The sequence below is a fragment of the Avibacterium sp. 21-594 genome, assembly GCF_026226815.1.
Lineage (GTDB): Bacteria > Pseudomonadota > Gammaproteobacteria > Enterobacterales > Pasteurellaceae > Avibacterium > Avibacterium avium.
In genome coordinates this window covers 387,855-403,811 of the sequence record NZ_JAKKOC010000001.1, presented here as the reverse complement: position 1 = coordinate 403,811, position 15,957 = coordinate 387,855, and the positions used below count along the sequence as shown (strand labels likewise).

Genomic DNA, 15,957 nt, shown 5'->3' with positions numbered 1-15,957 from the left:
ACTTTCGTCATACTGCTCAACGCCTAAGCGGTAAAACTCCGGCCATCTCCCAGATGGCCGTGAATTGAAACGCCTATTATTTACAAGGTGATAAAAACACAGGTGCGGCCATCTCCCAGATGGCCGTGAATTGAAACCCTGCCCTTTGTAACTTCACATTTTGATTAATGAACGGCCATCTCCCAGATGGCCGTGAATTGAAACCTTTAAAAGTAAAACCACGGACAGCCGAGCAATTTCGGCCATCTCCCAGATGGCCGTGAATTGAAACTAACTACCCTGAATGTAAAATCACGAAGCCTGCATCGGCCATCTCCCAGATGGCCGTGAATTGAAACTTACACAATCTTTTTCGATTGTGCCAAAAACAGAACGGCCATCTCCCAGATGGCCGTGAATTGAAACTTTTTGTGGGTGTAGTATTACATTTTGGAGCAAAACGGCCATCTCCCAGATGGCCGTGAATTGAAACTTATCCGAAACAGATAAGAAAAAACAACGCACTTTCGGCCATCTCCCAGATGGCCGTGAATTGAAACCCACCGAAAAAGAAATAAACGTAAAAAAAATCACCGGCCATCTCCCAGATGGCCGTGAATTGAAACACTGTTGCAGTAAAGCTATAGTCTTTATTACCAATACGGCCATCTCCCAGATGGCCGTGAATTGAAACCACTTACCTTATTCAACGCAAAGTTTGGACAACCGGCCATCTCCCAGATGGCCGTGAATTGAAACATAACAAAAATCGATAGATTAGGAAAACGTAACTTCGGCCATCTCCCAGATGGCCGTGAATTGAAACGAGCAACAGAGAGAAATCGAACAAGGTAATTTAAGCGGCCATCTCCCAGATGGCCGTGAATTGAAACTATCATTATATTACTCTCCAATTAATTTATCGACTACGGCCATCTCCCAGATGGCCGTGAATTGAAACACAATGCCTGCAATGAAAATCAAAGAGCTTAAGCAACGGCCATCTCCCAGATGGCCGTGAATTGAAACTGCTATCTAGATCCGTCTATATGTTAGATCTTGCCGGCCATCTCCCAGATGGCCGTGAATTGAAACGCGATTTAACGCAAAAAACCGCCACGATCTAGCGGCGGCCATCTCCCAGATGGCCGTGAATTGAAACTGAGATACAGATCCAACAAAAAACGCAGAAATTGCACCGGCCATCTCCCAGATGGCCGTGAATTGAAACCGCTAAGCGGTCGCTTTCTGCATACCAGGCGATCCGGCCATCTCCCAGATGGCCGTGAGTTGAAACTAGGCTTGGTGGCACTAAAAGTGTGGTAGGGCGCCGGCCATCTCCCAGATGGCCGTGAGTTGAAACAGCACGTCTGCTTTGGTTAAAGCTGGTGAAGTCACCGGCCATCTCCCAGATGGCCGTGAATTGAAACCCTGCATTAGGGGCGGTAAATATCCTTGCTGACGCCGGCCATCTCCCAGATGGCCGTGAATTGAAACTAATTCTGGATAGGGATTTTGCGAATATTGTAATACCGAGCATCCGCATATACTATGAACAAATAACTTCCCCAATTTCCACCGCACTTTTGATTATCACTCTTACCACAAAAAAAATCCTCCCGCAGGAGGATTTTGTGTATTCAGTATTCATCAAATTAGAACAAAATACTTCCTACTAAAGCAAAGCCGAAACCGGTGAAACCGATAAGGGTTTCTAGCACAGTCCAAGTTTTTAATGTGGTTTTGGTATCCATTTCTAAGAAACGGCTTACTAACCAGAATCCACTGTCATTAACGTGGGAGAATACGGTTGCGCCAGATGCAATGGCAATGACGATAAAGCATAAATCAAGTTGGCTTAATCCTGCCGTTGCAGCAATCGTTGGAGCAATGAGTGCAGATGTTGTTGTTAATGCCACAGTGGCTGAACCTTGTGCTACACGCAATGTCATTGAAATAATGAACGCTGCAACAATCACAGGCATACCCGTATCGGCAAACATTGCAGAAAGTTGATCGCCAATGCCACTTGCACGCAATACGCCACCGAACATACCACCAGCCCCTGTTACTAACACGATTGAACAAATTGGGCCAAGGGCATTATCGCAGATTTTCTCGATTTGCTCGTTGCTACGCTGATCTTTCAATAACAAAATAGTAACGATTAGGGTAATAAGCAATGCCACAGGCGTTTTGCCTAACAAACGTAAGCCTTGAACCCAAGCTTGCGAGCCATCTACCACACCCACAACAGAAAGGGTGTTCAATCCTGTATCAAATAGGATCAGCACTAAAGGTAACAGAAGAATGGTTAAAACCTTGCCAAAACTTGGGGGATTTAACACCGCAGTTTCATTGATTGCATTGGCATTTAAGAATGCTTTTGGCAAATCAACCATAATTTTTTTGCCTAAATATTGGCTGAATAAATAGCTTGCAATGTACCAAGTTGGGATACCGCACACCAAGCCAACAATGACTAATAAGCCCATATTTGCGCCGAGTAAATCACCCGATGCCACCGGGCCAGGGTGTGGTGGAACAAAGGCGTGCATTACAGCAAATGCCCCTGCGGCAGGTAAGGCATAGCGTAATACCGAGCCACCAAAACGTTTTGCTACGCTAAAGATAATCGGCAACATCACCACTAAACCAGCATCAAAGAAGATTGGGAAACCAAATAATAAAGAAGCAAAACCAAGTGCGAATGGGGCATTTTTCTCACCAAATTTATTGATAAGCGTATCTGCCAACACTTTTGCACCGCCAGTGATCTCAAGTAAACGCCCAATCATTGCGCCCAAGCCCACAAGCAATGCGACAGAAGCTAACGTACCGCCAAAACCTTTTGTTAAAGTTGGCAGAATATCTTTAAAAGGCACGCCTGTCGCAAGTGCGGTGAGTAAACTCACAATAATTAATGCCACAAAAGCGTGAACTCTGAATTTCATAATTAATAAGAGCAACAGCAACACTGAAGCAATCATAATGAAAATTAACATATAACGTCCTCAATTATAGATGAAAGCGTTTTCTTAACCGAAAGGAAAAGAACGAATAGCTAATTTACCCGTAACATCAAAAATTATCTGGAAAGGTAAAGTAGATGCGTCTATTATTAGGGAAATCCCCCCTTAAGTTCAAACAATAACGACAAAAATTGCGATCTTTGTTAAAAATTTGTGAAACGGATCACAAAATAGAATGTTACCAGTAACGCCAACTGGCGATTTTTTGCTATGGTTAGCACAGAACCAATTCATTATTGCGTTAGCATAATAAAAATGAGGAAAACAAAATGGAAAAAGCAAAAGGCAAAAGTTTTATCCTAATGGGCGTCTCCAGCACGGGCAAAACCTCCGTAGGTACTGAAGTTTGCCACCGTTTAGGTTTAAAGCTCATAGACGGTGATGATCTACACCCAAGAGCCAACATCATCAAAATGGGTAATGGCCAACCGCTTAATGACGAAGACCGAGCGCCTTGGCTTGAACGCATTCGTGATGCGGCATTTAGTCTTGAACAAAAAAGTGAAGTGGGAATTATCGTGTGTTCTGCGCTCAAGAAAAAATACCGTGATCAAATCCGTGATGGTAATGAAAGCGTGAAATTTCTTTTCCTAGAAGGCAGTTTTGATCTTGTGCTAGAGCGAATGAAAAACCGCAAAGGGCATTATATGAAAACAGAAATGCTCAAAAGCCAATTCGATACCTTAGAATCGCCACAAGCGGACGAACCAGATGTGATCCACATTGATATTGACGGCACTTTTGAACAAGTGGTGGATCGCTGTGTACAAGCCTTAACGCCTTTATTGCAAAACTAGGCATCATTTAGTGATATAAAAAGAGTTAAAGAGCGGTGAGATTTTCACCGTTTTTTATTTGCCAAATGTGAAGAAAATAAATTTCTTATTTTTAAAACAGTATTCTTAAATTATAGAACATCATTAATTTAATTATTTTTATTTTTTCAGAATACTTTGATTTTATTTATTAGTTTCGCTACACTGTTTTGCATTAGTCGGGGTGCTTATTTAAGCTGAGATGATACCCGTGAACCTGATACAGCTAACACTGACGTAGGAAACTAATTATGAACGATCTTCTTTTTTTATTAAATTCTTACCGCACTTCTATTATTGCTTTTTTCAATCACGTTGATTTGTGAGTGAACGATGAAAGCGATCGACATTTCCGATCTTCAACTTAACTTTGCTGAGCAACCTTTATTTTCGCATTTTCATTTTACGGTATCGCAAGGGGAATGGGTGGCGTTGCTTGGTGCATCAGGAGTGGGAAAATCCACTTTATTGCGTGCTATTGCAGGGTTAGAACATCAGGCGATTACACAGGGTAACATTAAATGTTCAGGGAAAATTGCTTGGCTTGCACAACAAGATAGTTTGTATCCTTGGCTTTCGATTTTAGATAATGTTCAGCTTTATCAACATCTTACTCATAGCAAAACGAAAAAAACGGAAGAAAAAGCGCGGGCATTATTAAGTGCGGTGAAAATGGAACAACATTTGCACAAACCTTGCTATCAACTTTCCGGTGGACAACGTCAGCGCGTTGCACTGGCTCGCACATTAATGCAGGAGGCGGAGATTATTTTAATGGATGAGCCATTTTCTGCTTTAGATGCGGTAACCCGTTTGCAATTACAGCAACTTTCACATCGTTTATTAAAGGATAAAACCGTACTGCTAATCACCCACGATCCGCAAGAAGCCTTATTGTTAGCAGATAAAATTTATATTTTACGCCAGCAACCTGTTCAGCTTTCTGAACCTATTTGCCCGCAAGGTAATGCACCACGAGATTTTTCGCAAGAAAAATTATGGCAATTGCAGCAATATTTGTTTGCGCAATTAATGGAGGAACAATAATGTTGGCGTGGCAAAGTTTATTCCGAGCATTGATGATGACGTTATTTTTTGCCTTATGTTGGCAAGGGGCAATTTTCGTCTTTTCGATCCCTCATTATTTATTGCCTGAACCCGTTTCCGTACTTAATGAAATCTCTTCGCAATGGGGATTATTGTTTATGCACGGCAAAATTACCTTATGGGAAATTTTGTTAGGATTGGTGCTAGGTTTTTTATTTGGTTTGCTTTCTGCCTTATTGCTTGCTTCTTCACAAACACTTTCTGCTTTTTTATTACCCATTTTAATTGCTTCGCAGGCGATTCCTGTTTTTGCGATTGCCCCTTTATTGGTTCTTTGGTTTGGTTACGGTATTGCATCAAAAATCGCAATGACGATTTTGATTATTTATTTTCCTGTTACTGCTGCCTGTTATGACGGCTTGCGTAACACCCCAAAGCAATGGTTGGAGCTGGCTCGAACAATGGGAATTTCATCAGGGCAATTATTATTTAAGGTTCGCTTACCTGCCGCTTTGCCTGCGTTAGCCTCGGGCTTGCGTATTGCGGTTTCCGTAGCCCCTATTGGAGCGATCGTGGGGGAATGGGTAGGATCATCACAAGGGCTTGGTTATTTAATGTTGCAAGCCAATGCTCGAATTCAAATTAGCTTAATGTTCGCGGCGTTGTTTATTTTGGTGGTTATCGCGCTCTTGCTGTATTTCGTGATAGATAAATTGCTTCACCGCATTATTCCTTGGGTCTGTCATTTACGTTAGGAGAAAAAATGAAAAAACAATGGTATTTATGCAGTTTAATTTTCGCTTTAGGTATGAGCATTAGCGCGCAAGCCAAAGAAAAATTAACCTTATTACTGGATTGGTTTGTCAACCCCGATCATGCCGCCATTATTGTGGCACAGCAAAAAGGCTTTTTTGCGGAAAATGGGTTGCAGGTTGAGATTATCGAGCCTGCTGATCCTTCAATGCCGCCTAAATTAGTGGCAGCAGGGCAGGCAGATTTAGCGGTGGATTATCAGCCACAGCTGCAAATGCAAGTGGCGGAAGGTTTGCCGCTAGTGCGTGTTGGCACCTTAATTTCAACGCCGTTAAATAGTCTTGTGGTGCTAAAAGATAGCGGTATTGAACAAATTGCCGATTTAAAAGGGAAAAAGATCGGCTATTCAGTGAGCGGTTTTGAAGATGCGTTACTTGGTGCAATGTTGAAATCCGTCCACCTTTCTTTAAATGATGTGGAATTAGTGAACGTCAATTGGTCGCTTTCTCCCGCATTATTTAGCGGACAAGTCGATGCGGTGATCGGGGCATTTCGTAATTTTGAGCTAAATCAGATGGCGATAGAAAAGAAACCGGGCAAGGCGTTTTATCCAGAAGAACAGGGCGTGCCAATGTATGATGAATTGATTGTCGTGGCCAATAAAAATCAGCTTCCTGCGAAAAAAATTCGTGCATTTTTGACCGCACTTGAACAAGCCAGCGTTTATATTTTAAACCACCCACAACAAAGTTGGCTGGCGTTTGTGAGTTATAAACCGCAAGATTTAGACAACGAACTCAATCGCTTGGCTTGGCGCGATACCTTGCCACGTTTAAGTTTACGCCCAAGCGCCCTAGATAACGCACGTTATGAGAAAATGGCACAATTTATGCAACAACAAGGCCTGATTAAGCAGGTTCCTAAATTGTCTGATTATGCCATTCAGGTGGAATAAGAAATAGGCTAGGTAAAAAGTGCGGTGAAAAATACCGCACTTTTTTATGCACAAATCTCAGGAATTTGAGCTAGCTGTTCTAGTTGATAATCCGCTAATGCCCAACGTGGATCCTTGCGTTCAACGGGAGCTGGGATAACAGCGCAGCGCATTGATGCGGCTTTGACTGCAGTCATTCCTAGCACCGAATCTTCAATGCCTAAACAGTCTTGGGGTTCAACCCCTAATTGTTGTGCCGCGTGTAAATAAACCTGCGGGTGCGGTTTGTTGTAATCTAATTCTGTGGCGGAAGAAAGATATTGGAAATAAGACGCAATGCCGCAGCGTTCAGTGATTTGTTCCAATAAATAACGTGGCGAAGCGGAAGCAACCGCCAGTTTGCAGCCAAGTGCGGTGAGTTTTTCAAGGGTTTCTGGCACATTTGGCATTAACGGCTTATTTTCTAAAATCATTGAAATGGCGCAGTCATTCATTCGTTTGACCATTTCTTCAATAGGAACAGACGTTTTTTGATAGCGTTGATAAACGGTTTTGACAATGCCAAGCGCAGGCATTCCCGTGAGTTCTTGCATTTCTTGCAAGCTAACAGGAATACCAATTTGCCCAAATACTTCCACGCCCGCTTGTTTCCAAAAAGGTTCGGAATCAATCAGAACTCCGTCCATATCGAAGATTACTGCTTGAAATTTCATAGATTCCCCTTGAGTATTTTTTCAATGATCGCTTTGGTGAGCGCCACATAATGAGCAGAAAAACGATGGCTAAAATTTAACAAATAATAAAGCTGATAAAGCGGTTTGCGTTGCGCATAGCCCTCATCAATCGGCAAAGTACGGTGATAATTTTGATAGAATGTTTCAGGGAACGGTTGGAATAATTCACTAAATGCCAGATCGCATTCGTGATCACCCCAGTAACACGCAGGATCGTAAGTAAAAGGTTGGCCATTTGCTACAGCACAGTTTTCAATCCAAAGATTGCCGTGCAACAAGGCTGGTTTTGGCTGATGTTTGGCCAGCCCTTTGGCGACAACGGCGACCAATTGATCAATATCAGTAAACGTTAACCCTTTCTCTTTACAGATCTGTAATTGCCAGCCAATGCGTTGTTCGCTGAAAAATTTTGCCCAATTATCCGACCAACCATTTGGCTGATAAACCGGCCCTAGCCAAGTGTCAAAATCGAGTCCGTAATGTTCGGCATTGCCCCATTGGTGCAAGTTGGCTAATTGCGTGCCAAATTGTGCCATTGATTGCTCGTTCGGTTCGCTGAAAGGAAGGGCTTCGAGCAGTAAAAAACTGTGGTTTTGTGAACAGCCTACGCCGTAAACTTGCGGTACTTGAATTGTCCCTGTTTTGGCTAGTAATTCCAGCTGATCGGCTTCGGCACGAAACATAGAGCGGTAGGATTTTTCATTAATTTTCACAAAAACGGGCTGGATTCCATCATCAATAATCCAAGCTTCGTGCATTTCGCCAGTATGCACTTTGCGTTTTTGCTTGATAAAATAATACGCACCAAGATGTTCGGCTAAAACTTGAGAAATTGATTTCCACATAAGTCCCCCCCATATTCAACTTGCGCCACGCCTCGATCATAAAGGAAATGGGCAAAATAATCTGTGATGAACTTCAAGTTTTTTATTTGCGGAGAGAAAAATTTGCGGTAAGGTAGCGTCTATTCGCTTAAATTGTTTAGTAAGGAGCAAAAAATGAAATTATACGTTTATGATCATTGTCCATTCTGCGTGCGTGCCAGAATGATTTTTGGCTTGAAAAATTTGCCCGTAGAAGAGCACGTGTTATTGAGTGATGACGAAGCCACGCCAGTCGCGCTCATCGGCAAAAAAATGGCACCAATTTTGATTAAAGAAGACGGCACGGCAATGCCAGAAAGTTTGGATATTGTCCATTATGTGGATCAAAATTATGGTGATCTGTTGTTGCCAGATGATGATGTGCGTAGCGATCTTCAAGCGTGGATGCAGGCAGTGAGCCGTTATTATAATCATCTTTTATTACCGCGTTTTGTGAAATTAGGTTTACCTGAATTTGCTACCCAAAGTGCGGTGGATTATTTCGTTAAAAAGAAAACTGAAAATATTGGTGATTTTGCAGAAAATCTGGCAAATTCCGCTCAATATATCGAAAAATTACAGCAAGATTTCACCGCACTTGAGTATTTGATTTTGTCAGAAAATGGCGCAAATGATCAGCTTTCTATGGAAGATATTTTGCTTTTCCCAATGTTGCGTAACCTCACTTGCGTGAAAGGGCTTGTATTCCCGCCGAAAGTAAAAGCCTATGTGGAAACAATGGCAAAATTATCTCAAGTGGAATTATATTTCGATAAAGCGGTTTAACCCACAAAAAGCCCAGTAAAATGGGGCAGAAAGTTGGTTTTCAGCGCAAAATAGCGTATGATCACGAGCTTGCATCGAAAGTCATTGCAAAAGCAATTCGATAACCTATAAAGCATGGTGCGAAAAATACATTGTAGGTATAACAAAGTGCGGTGCTTTTTTACTTTATTTTTATTTTAATCAACAAGTTACCTCTCGTATGGGTAACCACTGTATAAGGATTTAATATGCCAATTATTACTTTACCCGATGGCTCACAACGCCAATTTGATAAACCCGTTACAGTGCTTGACGTTGCACAAGATATTGGTGCAGGTTTAGCCAAAGCGACTATCGCAGGGCGTGTGAACGGTGAACGCCGTGATGCGTGTGATCTGATTGATCAAGATGCCAAGCTAGAAATTATTACCGCCAAAGATGAAGACGGGCTAGAAATTATTCGCCACTCTTGTGCGCATTTATTAGGACACGCGATTAAACAGCTTTTCCCTGATGTAAAAATGGCTATCGGGCCAACCATTGAAAACGGTTTTTATTATGATGTGGATTTAGACCGCTCTTTAACGCAAGAAGATCTTGACGCCATTGAAAAAAGAATGCTTGAACTAGCAAAAACCAATTATGATGTGGTGAAAAAACGCGTAACTTGGCAAGAAGCAAGAGATACTTTTGAACAACGTGGTGAGCCATATAAAATGGCGATTTTAGATGAAAATATCGAAAAAACAGCCACCCCAGCGCTGTATCACCACGAAGAATATATTGATATGTGTCGTGGCCCACACGTACCAAATATGCGTTTTTGTCATCATTTCAAGTTACAAAAAGTGGCAGGCGCATATTGGCGTGGCGATAGTAAAAACAAGATGTTACAGCGTATTTACGGCACAGCGTGGGCGGATAAAAAACAACTTGCCGCCTATTTGCAACGTTTAGAAGAAGCAGCAAAACGCGATCATCGTAAAATTGGTAAAGCGCTTGATCTTTATCATATGCAAGAAGAAGCACCGGGTATGGTGTTCTGGCACAATGACGGTTGGACGATTTTCCGTGAGCTTGAAACTTTCGTGCGTACTAAATTAAAAGAGTACGATTATCAAGAAGTGAAAGGGCCATTTATGATGGATCGTGTTTTATGGGAAAAAACAGGGCATTGGCAAAACTATGGTGATTTAATGTTCACCACCTCATCAGAAAACCGTGAATATGCCATTAAACCAATGAACTGCCCCGGACACGTGCAAATCTTCAATCAAGGCTTAAAATCTTACCGTGATCTGCCAATTCGTATGGCAGAATTTGGTTCTTGTCATCGTAACGAACCGTCAGGTTCATTGCACGGATTAATGCGTGTGCGTGGTTTTACCCAAGATGATGCACATATTTTCTGTACGGAAGATCAAATTGAAAGCGAAGTAACCAGTTGTATCCGTATGGTTTATGATATTTACAGTACGTTTGGTTTCAATAATATCCAAGTGAAACTTTCTACGCGTCCAGAGAAACGCATTGGTTCTGATGAAATGTGGGATCAAGCAGAGCAAGGTCTAGCAAATGCCTTAAAACACAATGGCTTAGAATACGAAATTCAAGAAGGTGAGGGCGCATTTTACGGGCCTAAAATTGAATTTGCTCTGCGTGATAGCCTTGATCGTGAATGGCAATGTGGCACAATCCAGCTTGATTTTGCTTTACCGGGTCGTTTAAATGCGTCTTATGTTGCGGAAGACAATGATCGCCGAACTCCAGTAATGATTCACCGTGCGATTTTAGGTTCATTAGAGCGTTTTATCGGCATTATCACCGAAGATTACGCGGGTTTCTTCCCACCTTGGCTTGCTCCAACTCAAGCGGTGGTGATGAATATTACCGATAGCCAAGCGGATTATGTAAAAGAGGTGGTGAAAGCCCTTTCTGATGCGGGCTTGCGTGCTAAAGCAGATTTACGCAACGAGAAAATTGGCTTTAAAATCCGTGAACATACCTTAAAACGCGTACCTTATATGTTAGTTTGTGGCGATAAAGAAATTGCCGAAGGCAAAATCGCCGTGCGTACTCGTAAAGGCGCAGATTTAGGCACGTTCACCGTGGCAGAATTCACCGAAATTCTGAAAAACCAAGTGAAAAACCGCGAGTTAAAATTGCTTGGTGAGCTTGGACAAGATTAATTCACAAAAAATAAGAAAGCGAGCTAAATGCTCGCTTTTATTTTGTGATAAAAAACCACCGAAAAATCACCGCGCTTTTAAGCGTTTTTGCGTTTTTAATAAGTGCGGTGATTTTTTCCAGATTTTATTTCTCTTGATATTTTTGACGATAATTCTCACCCCACGCCGCCATTGCACTGAGCACGCTTTTAAGGCTTTTACCATCTTCTGTCAGCGTATATTCCACTCTTGGTGGCACTTCTGCATAGACTTTTCGCGTTAATAATCCTTGCGTTTCCATTGCTCTTAAATTCGCCGTTAGCACTTTTTGCGAAATGCCAGTTAAGGTTTTTTTCAATTCACCAAAACGCTTTGTGCCAGATAATAATTCACGAATAATCAACACACGCCAGCGTTCGCTCATCATCATTAAGGTAATTTCCACTTCACAATCAGGTAATTTTTTCTCTTTTTCTTTCACAATTTTTCCTTATTTTTCAATATAAGTTTCTTAAAGGTAACTACTGCACTTTTTGGTGCTTACTTTCTTTTTGTTTGCTAGGGGGATATTATCACGCTCAACAAAAACGAGATACAACAATTTTTATCATTAAATAGGAGAAAAAAATGAAAGTCGCAGTAATTGGTGCAAATGGAAAAGCAGGGCGTTTGATCGTAGCTGAAGCAGTAGCGCGTGGTTTAGAGGTTACCGCAGTGGTACGCGGTGAAAATCACAGCGCGGCACAACATGTGCTTAAAAAAGATTTGTTTGATTTAACCAAAGCAGATCTTGCAGGCTTTGACGTGGTAATTGATGCTTTTGCTGCGTGGACGCCAGAAACTTTACCACAACATAGCACATCGCTTGCCCATTTATGTGATATTTTGGCGGGAACAAAGGTGCATTTGCTTGTTGTAGGCGGAGCAGGTAGCCTTTATACTGATGCTAGCCTAGCCGTACAACTTGTTGATACGCCAGATTTCCCAGCGGAATATAAACCTTTAGCTCAAGCAATGGCACAGGCATTGGCAGAATTGCGTAAGCGTGATGATGTGCAATGGACTTATCTTAGCCCAGCAGCGGTGTTCGATCCTGAAGGGGAAAAAACAGGCGCATACCGCTTGGCTGGTGAAGTATTCACGGTCAATGAAAAAGGCGAAAGCTATGTGAGCTATGCCGATTATGCTATTGCAATGATTGATGAAGCATTGAATGGCAAACACATTCGCGAACGCATTTCGGTGTTGTCATAAATCATAAATAAAGTATAAAAAGAGCGGTCAAAAATCTGAAAATTTTGACCGCTCTTTTTTATGATTTGAATGATAATATTCGCCCAAAACCACCGCACTTTATAGCACGATAGTTTTGTTTTTATAAACAAAAATCCGATCTTGCAGGGCGAGATCTAAGGCTTTGGTGAGAACGGTTTTTTCCACATCACGACCTGCACGCATCATTGCATCTGCACTGTATGTGTGATCCACGTTAATCACGTTTTGCATAATAATTGGCCCTTCATCTAATTCATTATTAATGAAATGCGCGGTTGCACCAATAATTTTCACGCCACGCTCATAGGCCTGATGGTAAGGTCTTGCGCCAATAAAGGCAGGCAAGAAAGAGTGGTGGATATTAATCACGCGGTTTGGATAACGGGCAACAAATTCAGGGTTTAATACACGCATATATTTCGCTAGCACAATATAATCTGGCGCATATTGATCGATTTTATCTGCTAATAATTTGTCGTGTTCAACGCGGGTCAATCCTTCGTGGCTAATACAATGAAACGGAATATCAAAATGTTCCACTAAATTTCTTAAGGTATCGTGATTTCCAATGACAGCAGCAATTTCAACATCTAAACCACCGTAGTAGTTTTTCATTAAAATATCACCCAAACAATGGGCTTCTTTGGTGACTAAAATAACAATACGTTTTTTCTTCACGCTAATTAATTGGTTATTGGTGCCAACTGGCAAGCTAAAATTGAGATCCGCAAGTAGGGTTTCATCATTAAAAATCCCTTCTAATTCGGTACGCATAAAGAAATGTTTTGTTTCAAAATCAACAAATTGATTATTATGAATAATGTTAAGCTGATGTTTATAACAAATGTTGGTAATTTTGGCGATTAGGCCTTTATCATCGGGACAATTTGTCAGTAAAATTTTCTTTTCTAGCATAATGTTGTGTAATAGTTATGATGTTATAAAAAAGAGAAATAAAAAAAGTAAAGCACAGAATGCTTTACTTTTTATCGTAAGAAATTAAATTTCGAAATCAGATAATGATTTACCCGCATTTAATGCACGTTGAATTGGAAGCGGGGTTCTGCCTTGGCCTGTCCAGGTTTTTACGTTGCCATTGTCATCAGTGAATTGATATTTCGCTGGACGAGCAGGGCGTTTTTGACGTGGTGCTTTTGGCGCATTAGTTGGTTCAGAAACTAATTCTTCTGGCGCAATACCTCTTTCTTTTAGGAAATTATGGGCTTCTGCAAGGGCTTTTAGTCTTTCAGCTTCTTGCTTAGCTGCTTGCGCTAATTCTTCACGTTTTTCTTCTAATACAGTTTTTAATTTCTCTAATGAAGACTCAAGTTCGTCTAAACTTAACTCTTTTGCTGCTGCACGCAGACTACGAATATTTTTTAATGATTTTAATAAATCGCTCATTTTCATCTCCTCAAATAACGATATTAAATTAATACTACCAAGGATATAATAACTAAAATATTATTAAAGGTAAACAGAAAAATTAATTAAATAAGCAATATGTTTATTTTTGTAACTAATTCCTTGCTGAAAGTGCGGTTATATTTTTATTATTTTTAATAAGTTAGCTTATTTTTAGTATACGCAATCCTTTGCGTAAGAAATTTTCTTATATAAAGATAAAATGTCGGGATTTTTGCGTTCAGCCCTTGCTTTTTTGCTGACTTGTTTGTAATCTTTGCATTGTCCTACGTATGTAGAGGTGCAACTATTATAAGTATTTTTTCTGAGTGGATAACGATGAGGAAAAAGGAAAGGAATCGTTGCCGAAATCAATTAAAAGTCATTTTAATTGGTTGGGAGCGTTTTCGAAAGAAACGTTACTGTCATAGTCTTTTTAACAACTATGGAGCGCTACTGGTTAGGTTGGGTAATTTTGCCTGCCTTTTTATTTTAAATTTTCACCCTTCTTTAAAATAGTAAACTTCAGTGGTTCTCCCTTATTTTAGGTAGAACAATAATGGAACTCTTAGATTATTCCACATCAATTTGGTCGGTTGTCCCGCCCCTGTTAGCCTTATTATTGGCGATTTTCACGCGCAAAGTGATTTTATCCTTAAGCATTGGTATTTTAATTGGCTCATTAATGTTGGCTGATTTCAATATTGCCAACACAGCGATTTATTTAAAGAATACCGTGCAATCTTTGGTATATGGTGATGACGGTTGGAACTTTGATACCATCAACATCATTTTATTCTTATTATTATTGGGAATTTTGACCGCACTTTTAACGGTATCTGGCAGCAATCGTGCCTTTGCGGAATGGGCGCAGAAGCGTATTAAAAATCGCCGTGGAGCGAAATTAATGGCGGCCTCTTTGGTCTTTGTTACCTTTATTGACGATTATTTTCACAGTCTTGCGGTGGGTGCGATTGCCCGTCCTGTTACGGATAAATTCAAAGTTTCTCGTGCAAAATTAGCCTATATTTTGGATTCTACCGCCGCGCCAATGTGTGTGATTATGCCTGTTTCAAGCTGGGGCGCGTACATTATCACCTTAATTTCAGGCTTGCTTGCCACTTACGCCATTACAGATTACACCCCAATCGGGGCATTTATGGCGATGAGTGCGATGAATTTCTACGCAATTTTTTCTATCTTAATGGTGTTCTTCGTGGCGTATTTCTCTTTTGACATTGGCTCAATGGCAAGACATGAAAAACTCGCTCTTGAAAGAACGGAAGAAGATCAAGATGAGCAAAACGGCGTGAAAGGCCACGTTCGCAACTTGATTTTACCTATCGTTACCTTAATTGCCGCAACGGTATTTATGATGTTGCACACAGGTAATGAAGCCCTTGCCGCAGACGGTAAACCTTTCTCTGTATTAGGTGCATTTGAAAACACTACGGTAGGGATTTCTTTAGTGGTGGGCGGCTGTGCTTCAATTGTTGTGGCAACCCTTTGTATTTTAATTGATCGTCAAGTAAGTTTTGCAGAATACGCCAAATCTTGGATCGTTGGCGTGAAATCAATGCTTGGTGCGATTTTGATTTTATTCTTCGCTTGGACAATCAACAATGTTGTGGGCGATATGAAAACAGGGACTTATTTATCTAGCCTTGTGTCTGGCAATTTACCTGTGGCAGTGTTGCCAGCGTTATTATTCGTATTAGGTGCAGTAATGGCATTTTCAACAGGTACTAGCTGGGGAACATTTGGAATTATGCTTCCAATCGCAGCAGCCATTGCTGCCAATGCCGCGCCAGAATTAATGTTGCCTTGTCTTTCAGCGGTAATGGCAGGGGCGGTGTGTGGCGACCACTGTTCACCCGTTTCCGATACCACCATTTTGTCTTCCACTGGCGCGAAATGTAATCATATGGATCACGTTACCACCCAGTTACCTTATGCCTTAACCTTAGCCGCCGCAACCATTGTGGGCTATCTTGTGGTCGGTTATACCGCCTCAGGCGTGTTTGGCTTTATTGCCACAGCAATCACCTTGGTTGCGCTCATTTTCTTATTTAAAAGACGTTAGAGTGTGATCTAGATCACAAAATTGGAAATAAAATTTTATTTCGTCTATTTTATAAAATGCGGCAGATTGTCGCATTTTTTTATTTTAAGCTGAATTTTATTTTAC

At 41.1% G+C, this 15,957-nt stretch carries 14 protein-coding genes, 1 CRISPR repeat array and 2 riboswitches (1 of these 17 cut by a window edge); of the genes, 8 read left to right on the top strand and 6 right to left on the bottom strand.

Going from position 1 to position 15,957, the window contains the following annotated elements; translation table 11 throughout:
- Positions 1 to 1,476: a CRISPR direct-repeat array (repeat unit 32 nt; unit sequence CGGCCATCTCCCAGATGGCCGTGAATTGAAAC); it reaches 231 nt to the left of the window's first position.
- 158 nt (positions 1,477 to 1,634) lie between these two features.
- On the bottom strand, positions 1,635 to 2,984 hold the full coding sequence (locus tag L5B76_RS01860; RefSeq protein WP_265754016.1) for a GntP family permease: 1,350 nt from the start codon (positions 2,982 to 2,984) through the stop codon (positions 1,635 to 1,637).
- 296 nt (positions 2,985 to 3,280) lie between these two features.
- Between L5B76_RS01860 and L5B76_RS01855 the strand changes: the two genes are divergently transcribed.
- From L5B76_RS01855 to L5B76_RS01840, 4 genes are all read left to right on the top strand, one after another.
- On the top strand, positions 3,281 to 3,808 hold the full coding sequence (locus L5B76_RS01855; protein ID WP_265754015.1) for a gluconokinase: 528 nt from the start codon (positions 3,281 to 3,283) through the stop codon (positions 3,806 to 3,808).
- A 188-nt stretch (positions 3,809 to 3,996) separates the two neighbouring features.
- Positions 3,997 to 4,087: riboswitch (TPP riboswitch) on the top strand.
- Positions 4,088 to 4,159: 72 nt separating this feature from the next.
- Complete coding sequence (locus L5B76_RS01850; RefSeq protein ID WP_250363170.1) at positions 4,160 to 4,873, top strand: ABC transporter ATP-binding protein; 714 nt, start codon at positions 4,160 to 4,162, stop codon at positions 4,871 to 4,873.
- Entirely contained in the window at positions 4,873 to 5,628 is a 756-nt protein-coding gene (locus L5B76_RS01845; protein WP_442780767.1) for an ABC transporter permease, read from the top strand. The genes L5B76_RS01850 and L5B76_RS01845 overlap by 1 nt, the downstream gene beginning before the upstream one ends.
- 8 nt (positions 5,629 to 5,636) lie before the next feature.
- On the top strand, positions 5,637 to 6,581 hold the full coding sequence (locus tag L5B76_RS01840) for an ABC transporter substrate-binding protein (RefSeq protein WP_265754014.1): 945 nt from the start codon (positions 5,637 to 5,639) through the stop codon (positions 6,579 to 6,581).
- A gap of 44 nt (positions 6,582 to 6,625) precedes the next feature.
- On the opposite strand, the gene hxpB is transcribed toward L5B76_RS01840, so the two are convergent.
- Together hxpB and L5B76_RS01830 are read right to left on the bottom strand one after the other, a co-directional pair.
- Positions 6,626 to 7,273 carry a hexitol phosphatase HxpB gene (gene hxpB / locus L5B76_RS01835; protein WP_265754013.1) on the bottom strand — a complete coding sequence of 216 codons (648 nt, stop codon included), beginning with the start codon at positions 7,271 to 7,273 and terminating at the stop codon, positions 6,626 to 6,628.
- Positions 7,270 to 8,139, bottom strand: coding sequence for a fructosamine kinase family protein (locus tag L5B76_RS01830; RefSeq protein WP_265754012.1), 870 nt, complete (start codon positions 8,137 to 8,139; stop codon positions 7,270 to 7,272). The genes hxpB and L5B76_RS01830 overlap by 4 nt, the downstream gene beginning before the upstream one ends.
- 153 nt (positions 8,140 to 8,292) lie before the next feature.
- Here L5B76_RS01830 and grxB point away from each other — a divergent pair, with 153 nt between their 5' ends.
- Together grxB and thrS are read left to right on the top strand one after the other, a co-directional pair.
- Entirely contained in the window at positions 8,293 to 8,943 is a 651-nt protein-coding gene (gene grxB / locus L5B76_RS01825) for a glutaredoxin 2 (protein ID WP_265754011.1), read from the top strand.
- A gap of 227 nt (positions 8,944 to 9,170) precedes the next feature.
- A complete protein-coding gene (gene thrS / locus L5B76_RS01820) occupies positions 9,171 to 11,111 on the top strand; it encodes a threonine--tRNA ligase (protein WP_265754010.1) in 1,941 nt (646 codons plus the stop codon).
- A gap of 124 nt (positions 11,112 to 11,235) precedes the next feature.
- Here thrS and L5B76_RS01815 read toward each other — a convergent pair whose 3' ends face one another.
- Positions 11,236 to 11,571: a winged helix-turn-helix transcriptional regulator gene (locus tag L5B76_RS01815; protein WP_265754009.1), complete on the bottom strand. Its 336-nt coding sequence runs from the start codon at positions 11,569 to 11,571 to the stop codon at positions 11,236 to 11,238.
- 146 nt (positions 11,572 to 11,717) lie between these two features.
- Between L5B76_RS01815 and L5B76_RS01810 the strand changes: the two genes are divergently transcribed.
- A complete protein-coding gene (locus L5B76_RS01810; protein WP_265754008.1) occupies positions 11,718 to 12,344 on the top strand; it encodes an NAD(P)-dependent oxidoreductase in 627 nt (208 codons plus the stop codon).
- Positions 12,345 to 12,443: 99 nt separating this feature from the next.
- On the opposite strand, the gene purU is transcribed toward L5B76_RS01810, so the two are convergent.
- On the bottom strand, positions 12,444 to 13,280 hold the full coding sequence (purU, locus tag L5B76_RS01805; RefSeq protein WP_265754007.1) for a formyltetrahydrofolate deformylase: 837 nt from the start codon (positions 13,278 to 13,280) through the stop codon (positions 12,444 to 12,446).
- Positions 13,281 to 13,364: 84 nt separating this feature from the next.
- A complete protein-coding gene (locus L5B76_RS01800) occupies positions 13,365 to 13,769 on the bottom strand; it encodes an H-NS family histone-like protein (protein ID WP_265754006.1) in 405 nt (134 codons plus the stop codon).
- 288 nt (positions 13,770 to 14,057) lie between these two features.
- Positions 14,058 to 14,233: riboswitch (Lysine riboswitch) on the top strand.
- A gap of 95 nt (positions 14,234 to 14,328) precedes the next feature.
- On the opposite strand from L5B76_RS01800, the gene L5B76_RS01795 reads away from it, so the two are divergent.
- Positions 14,329 to 15,852: a Na+/H+ antiporter NhaC family protein gene (locus tag L5B76_RS01795; RefSeq protein ID WP_265754005.1), complete on the top strand. Its 1,524-nt coding sequence runs from the start codon at positions 14,329 to 14,331 to the stop codon at positions 15,850 to 15,852.
- Positions 15,853 to 15,957: the final 105 nt, after the last annotated feature.

What these genes read in the sequence shown, in the direction of transcription:
- L5B76_RS01855 (WP_265754015.1), top strand. Translation starts at nt 3,281, where the DNA reads ATGGAAAAAGCAAAAGGCAAAAGTTTTATCCTAATGGGCGTCTCCAGC.
- L5B76_RS01840 (WP_265754014.1), top strand. Translation starts at nt 5,637, where the DNA reads ATGAAAAAACAATGGTATTTATGCAGTTTAATTTTCGCTTTAGGTATG.
- L5B76_RS01850 (WP_250363170.1), top strand. Translation starts at nt 4,160, where the DNA reads ATGAAAGCGATCGACATTTCCGATCTTCAACTTAACTTTGCTGAGCAA.
- L5B76_RS01795 (WP_265754005.1), top strand. Translation starts at nt 14,329, where the DNA reads ATGGAACTCTTAGATTATTCCACATCAATTTGGTCGGTTGTCCCGCCC.
- L5B76_RS01845 (WP_442780767.1), top strand. Translation starts at nt 4,873, where the DNA reads ATGTTGGCGTGGCAAAGTTTATTCCGAGCATTGATGATGACGTTATTT.
- L5B76_RS01810 (WP_265754008.1), top strand. Translation starts at nt 11,718, where the DNA reads ATGAAAGTCGCAGTAATTGGTGCAAATGGAAAAGCAGGGCGTTTGATC.
- purU (WP_265754007.1), bottom strand. Translation starts at nt 13,280, where the DNA reads ATGCTAGAAAAGAAAATTTTACTGACAAATTGTCCCGATGATAAAGGC.
- grxB (WP_265754011.1), top strand. Translation starts at nt 8,293, where the DNA reads ATGAAATTATACGTTTATGATCATTGTCCATTCTGCGTGCGTGCCAGA.
- hxpB (WP_265754013.1), bottom strand. Translation starts at nt 7,273, where the DNA reads ATGAAATTTCAAGCAGTAATCTTCGATATGGACGGAGTTCTGATTGAT.
- L5B76_RS01800 (WP_265754006.1), bottom strand. Translation starts at nt 13,769, where the DNA reads ATGAGCGATTTATTAAAATCATTAAAAAATATTCGTAGTCTGCGTGCA.
- thrS (WP_265754010.1), top strand. Translation starts at nt 9,171, where the DNA reads ATGCCAATTATTACTTTACCCGATGGCTCACAACGCCAATTTGATAAA.
- L5B76_RS01860 (WP_265754016.1), bottom strand. Translation starts at nt 2,984, where the DNA reads ATGTTAATTTTCATTATGATTGCTTCAGTGTTGCTGTTGCTCTTATTA.
- L5B76_RS01830 (WP_265754012.1), bottom strand. Translation starts at nt 8,139, where the DNA reads ATGTGGAAATCAATTTCTCAAGTTTTAGCCGAACATCTTGGTGCGTAT.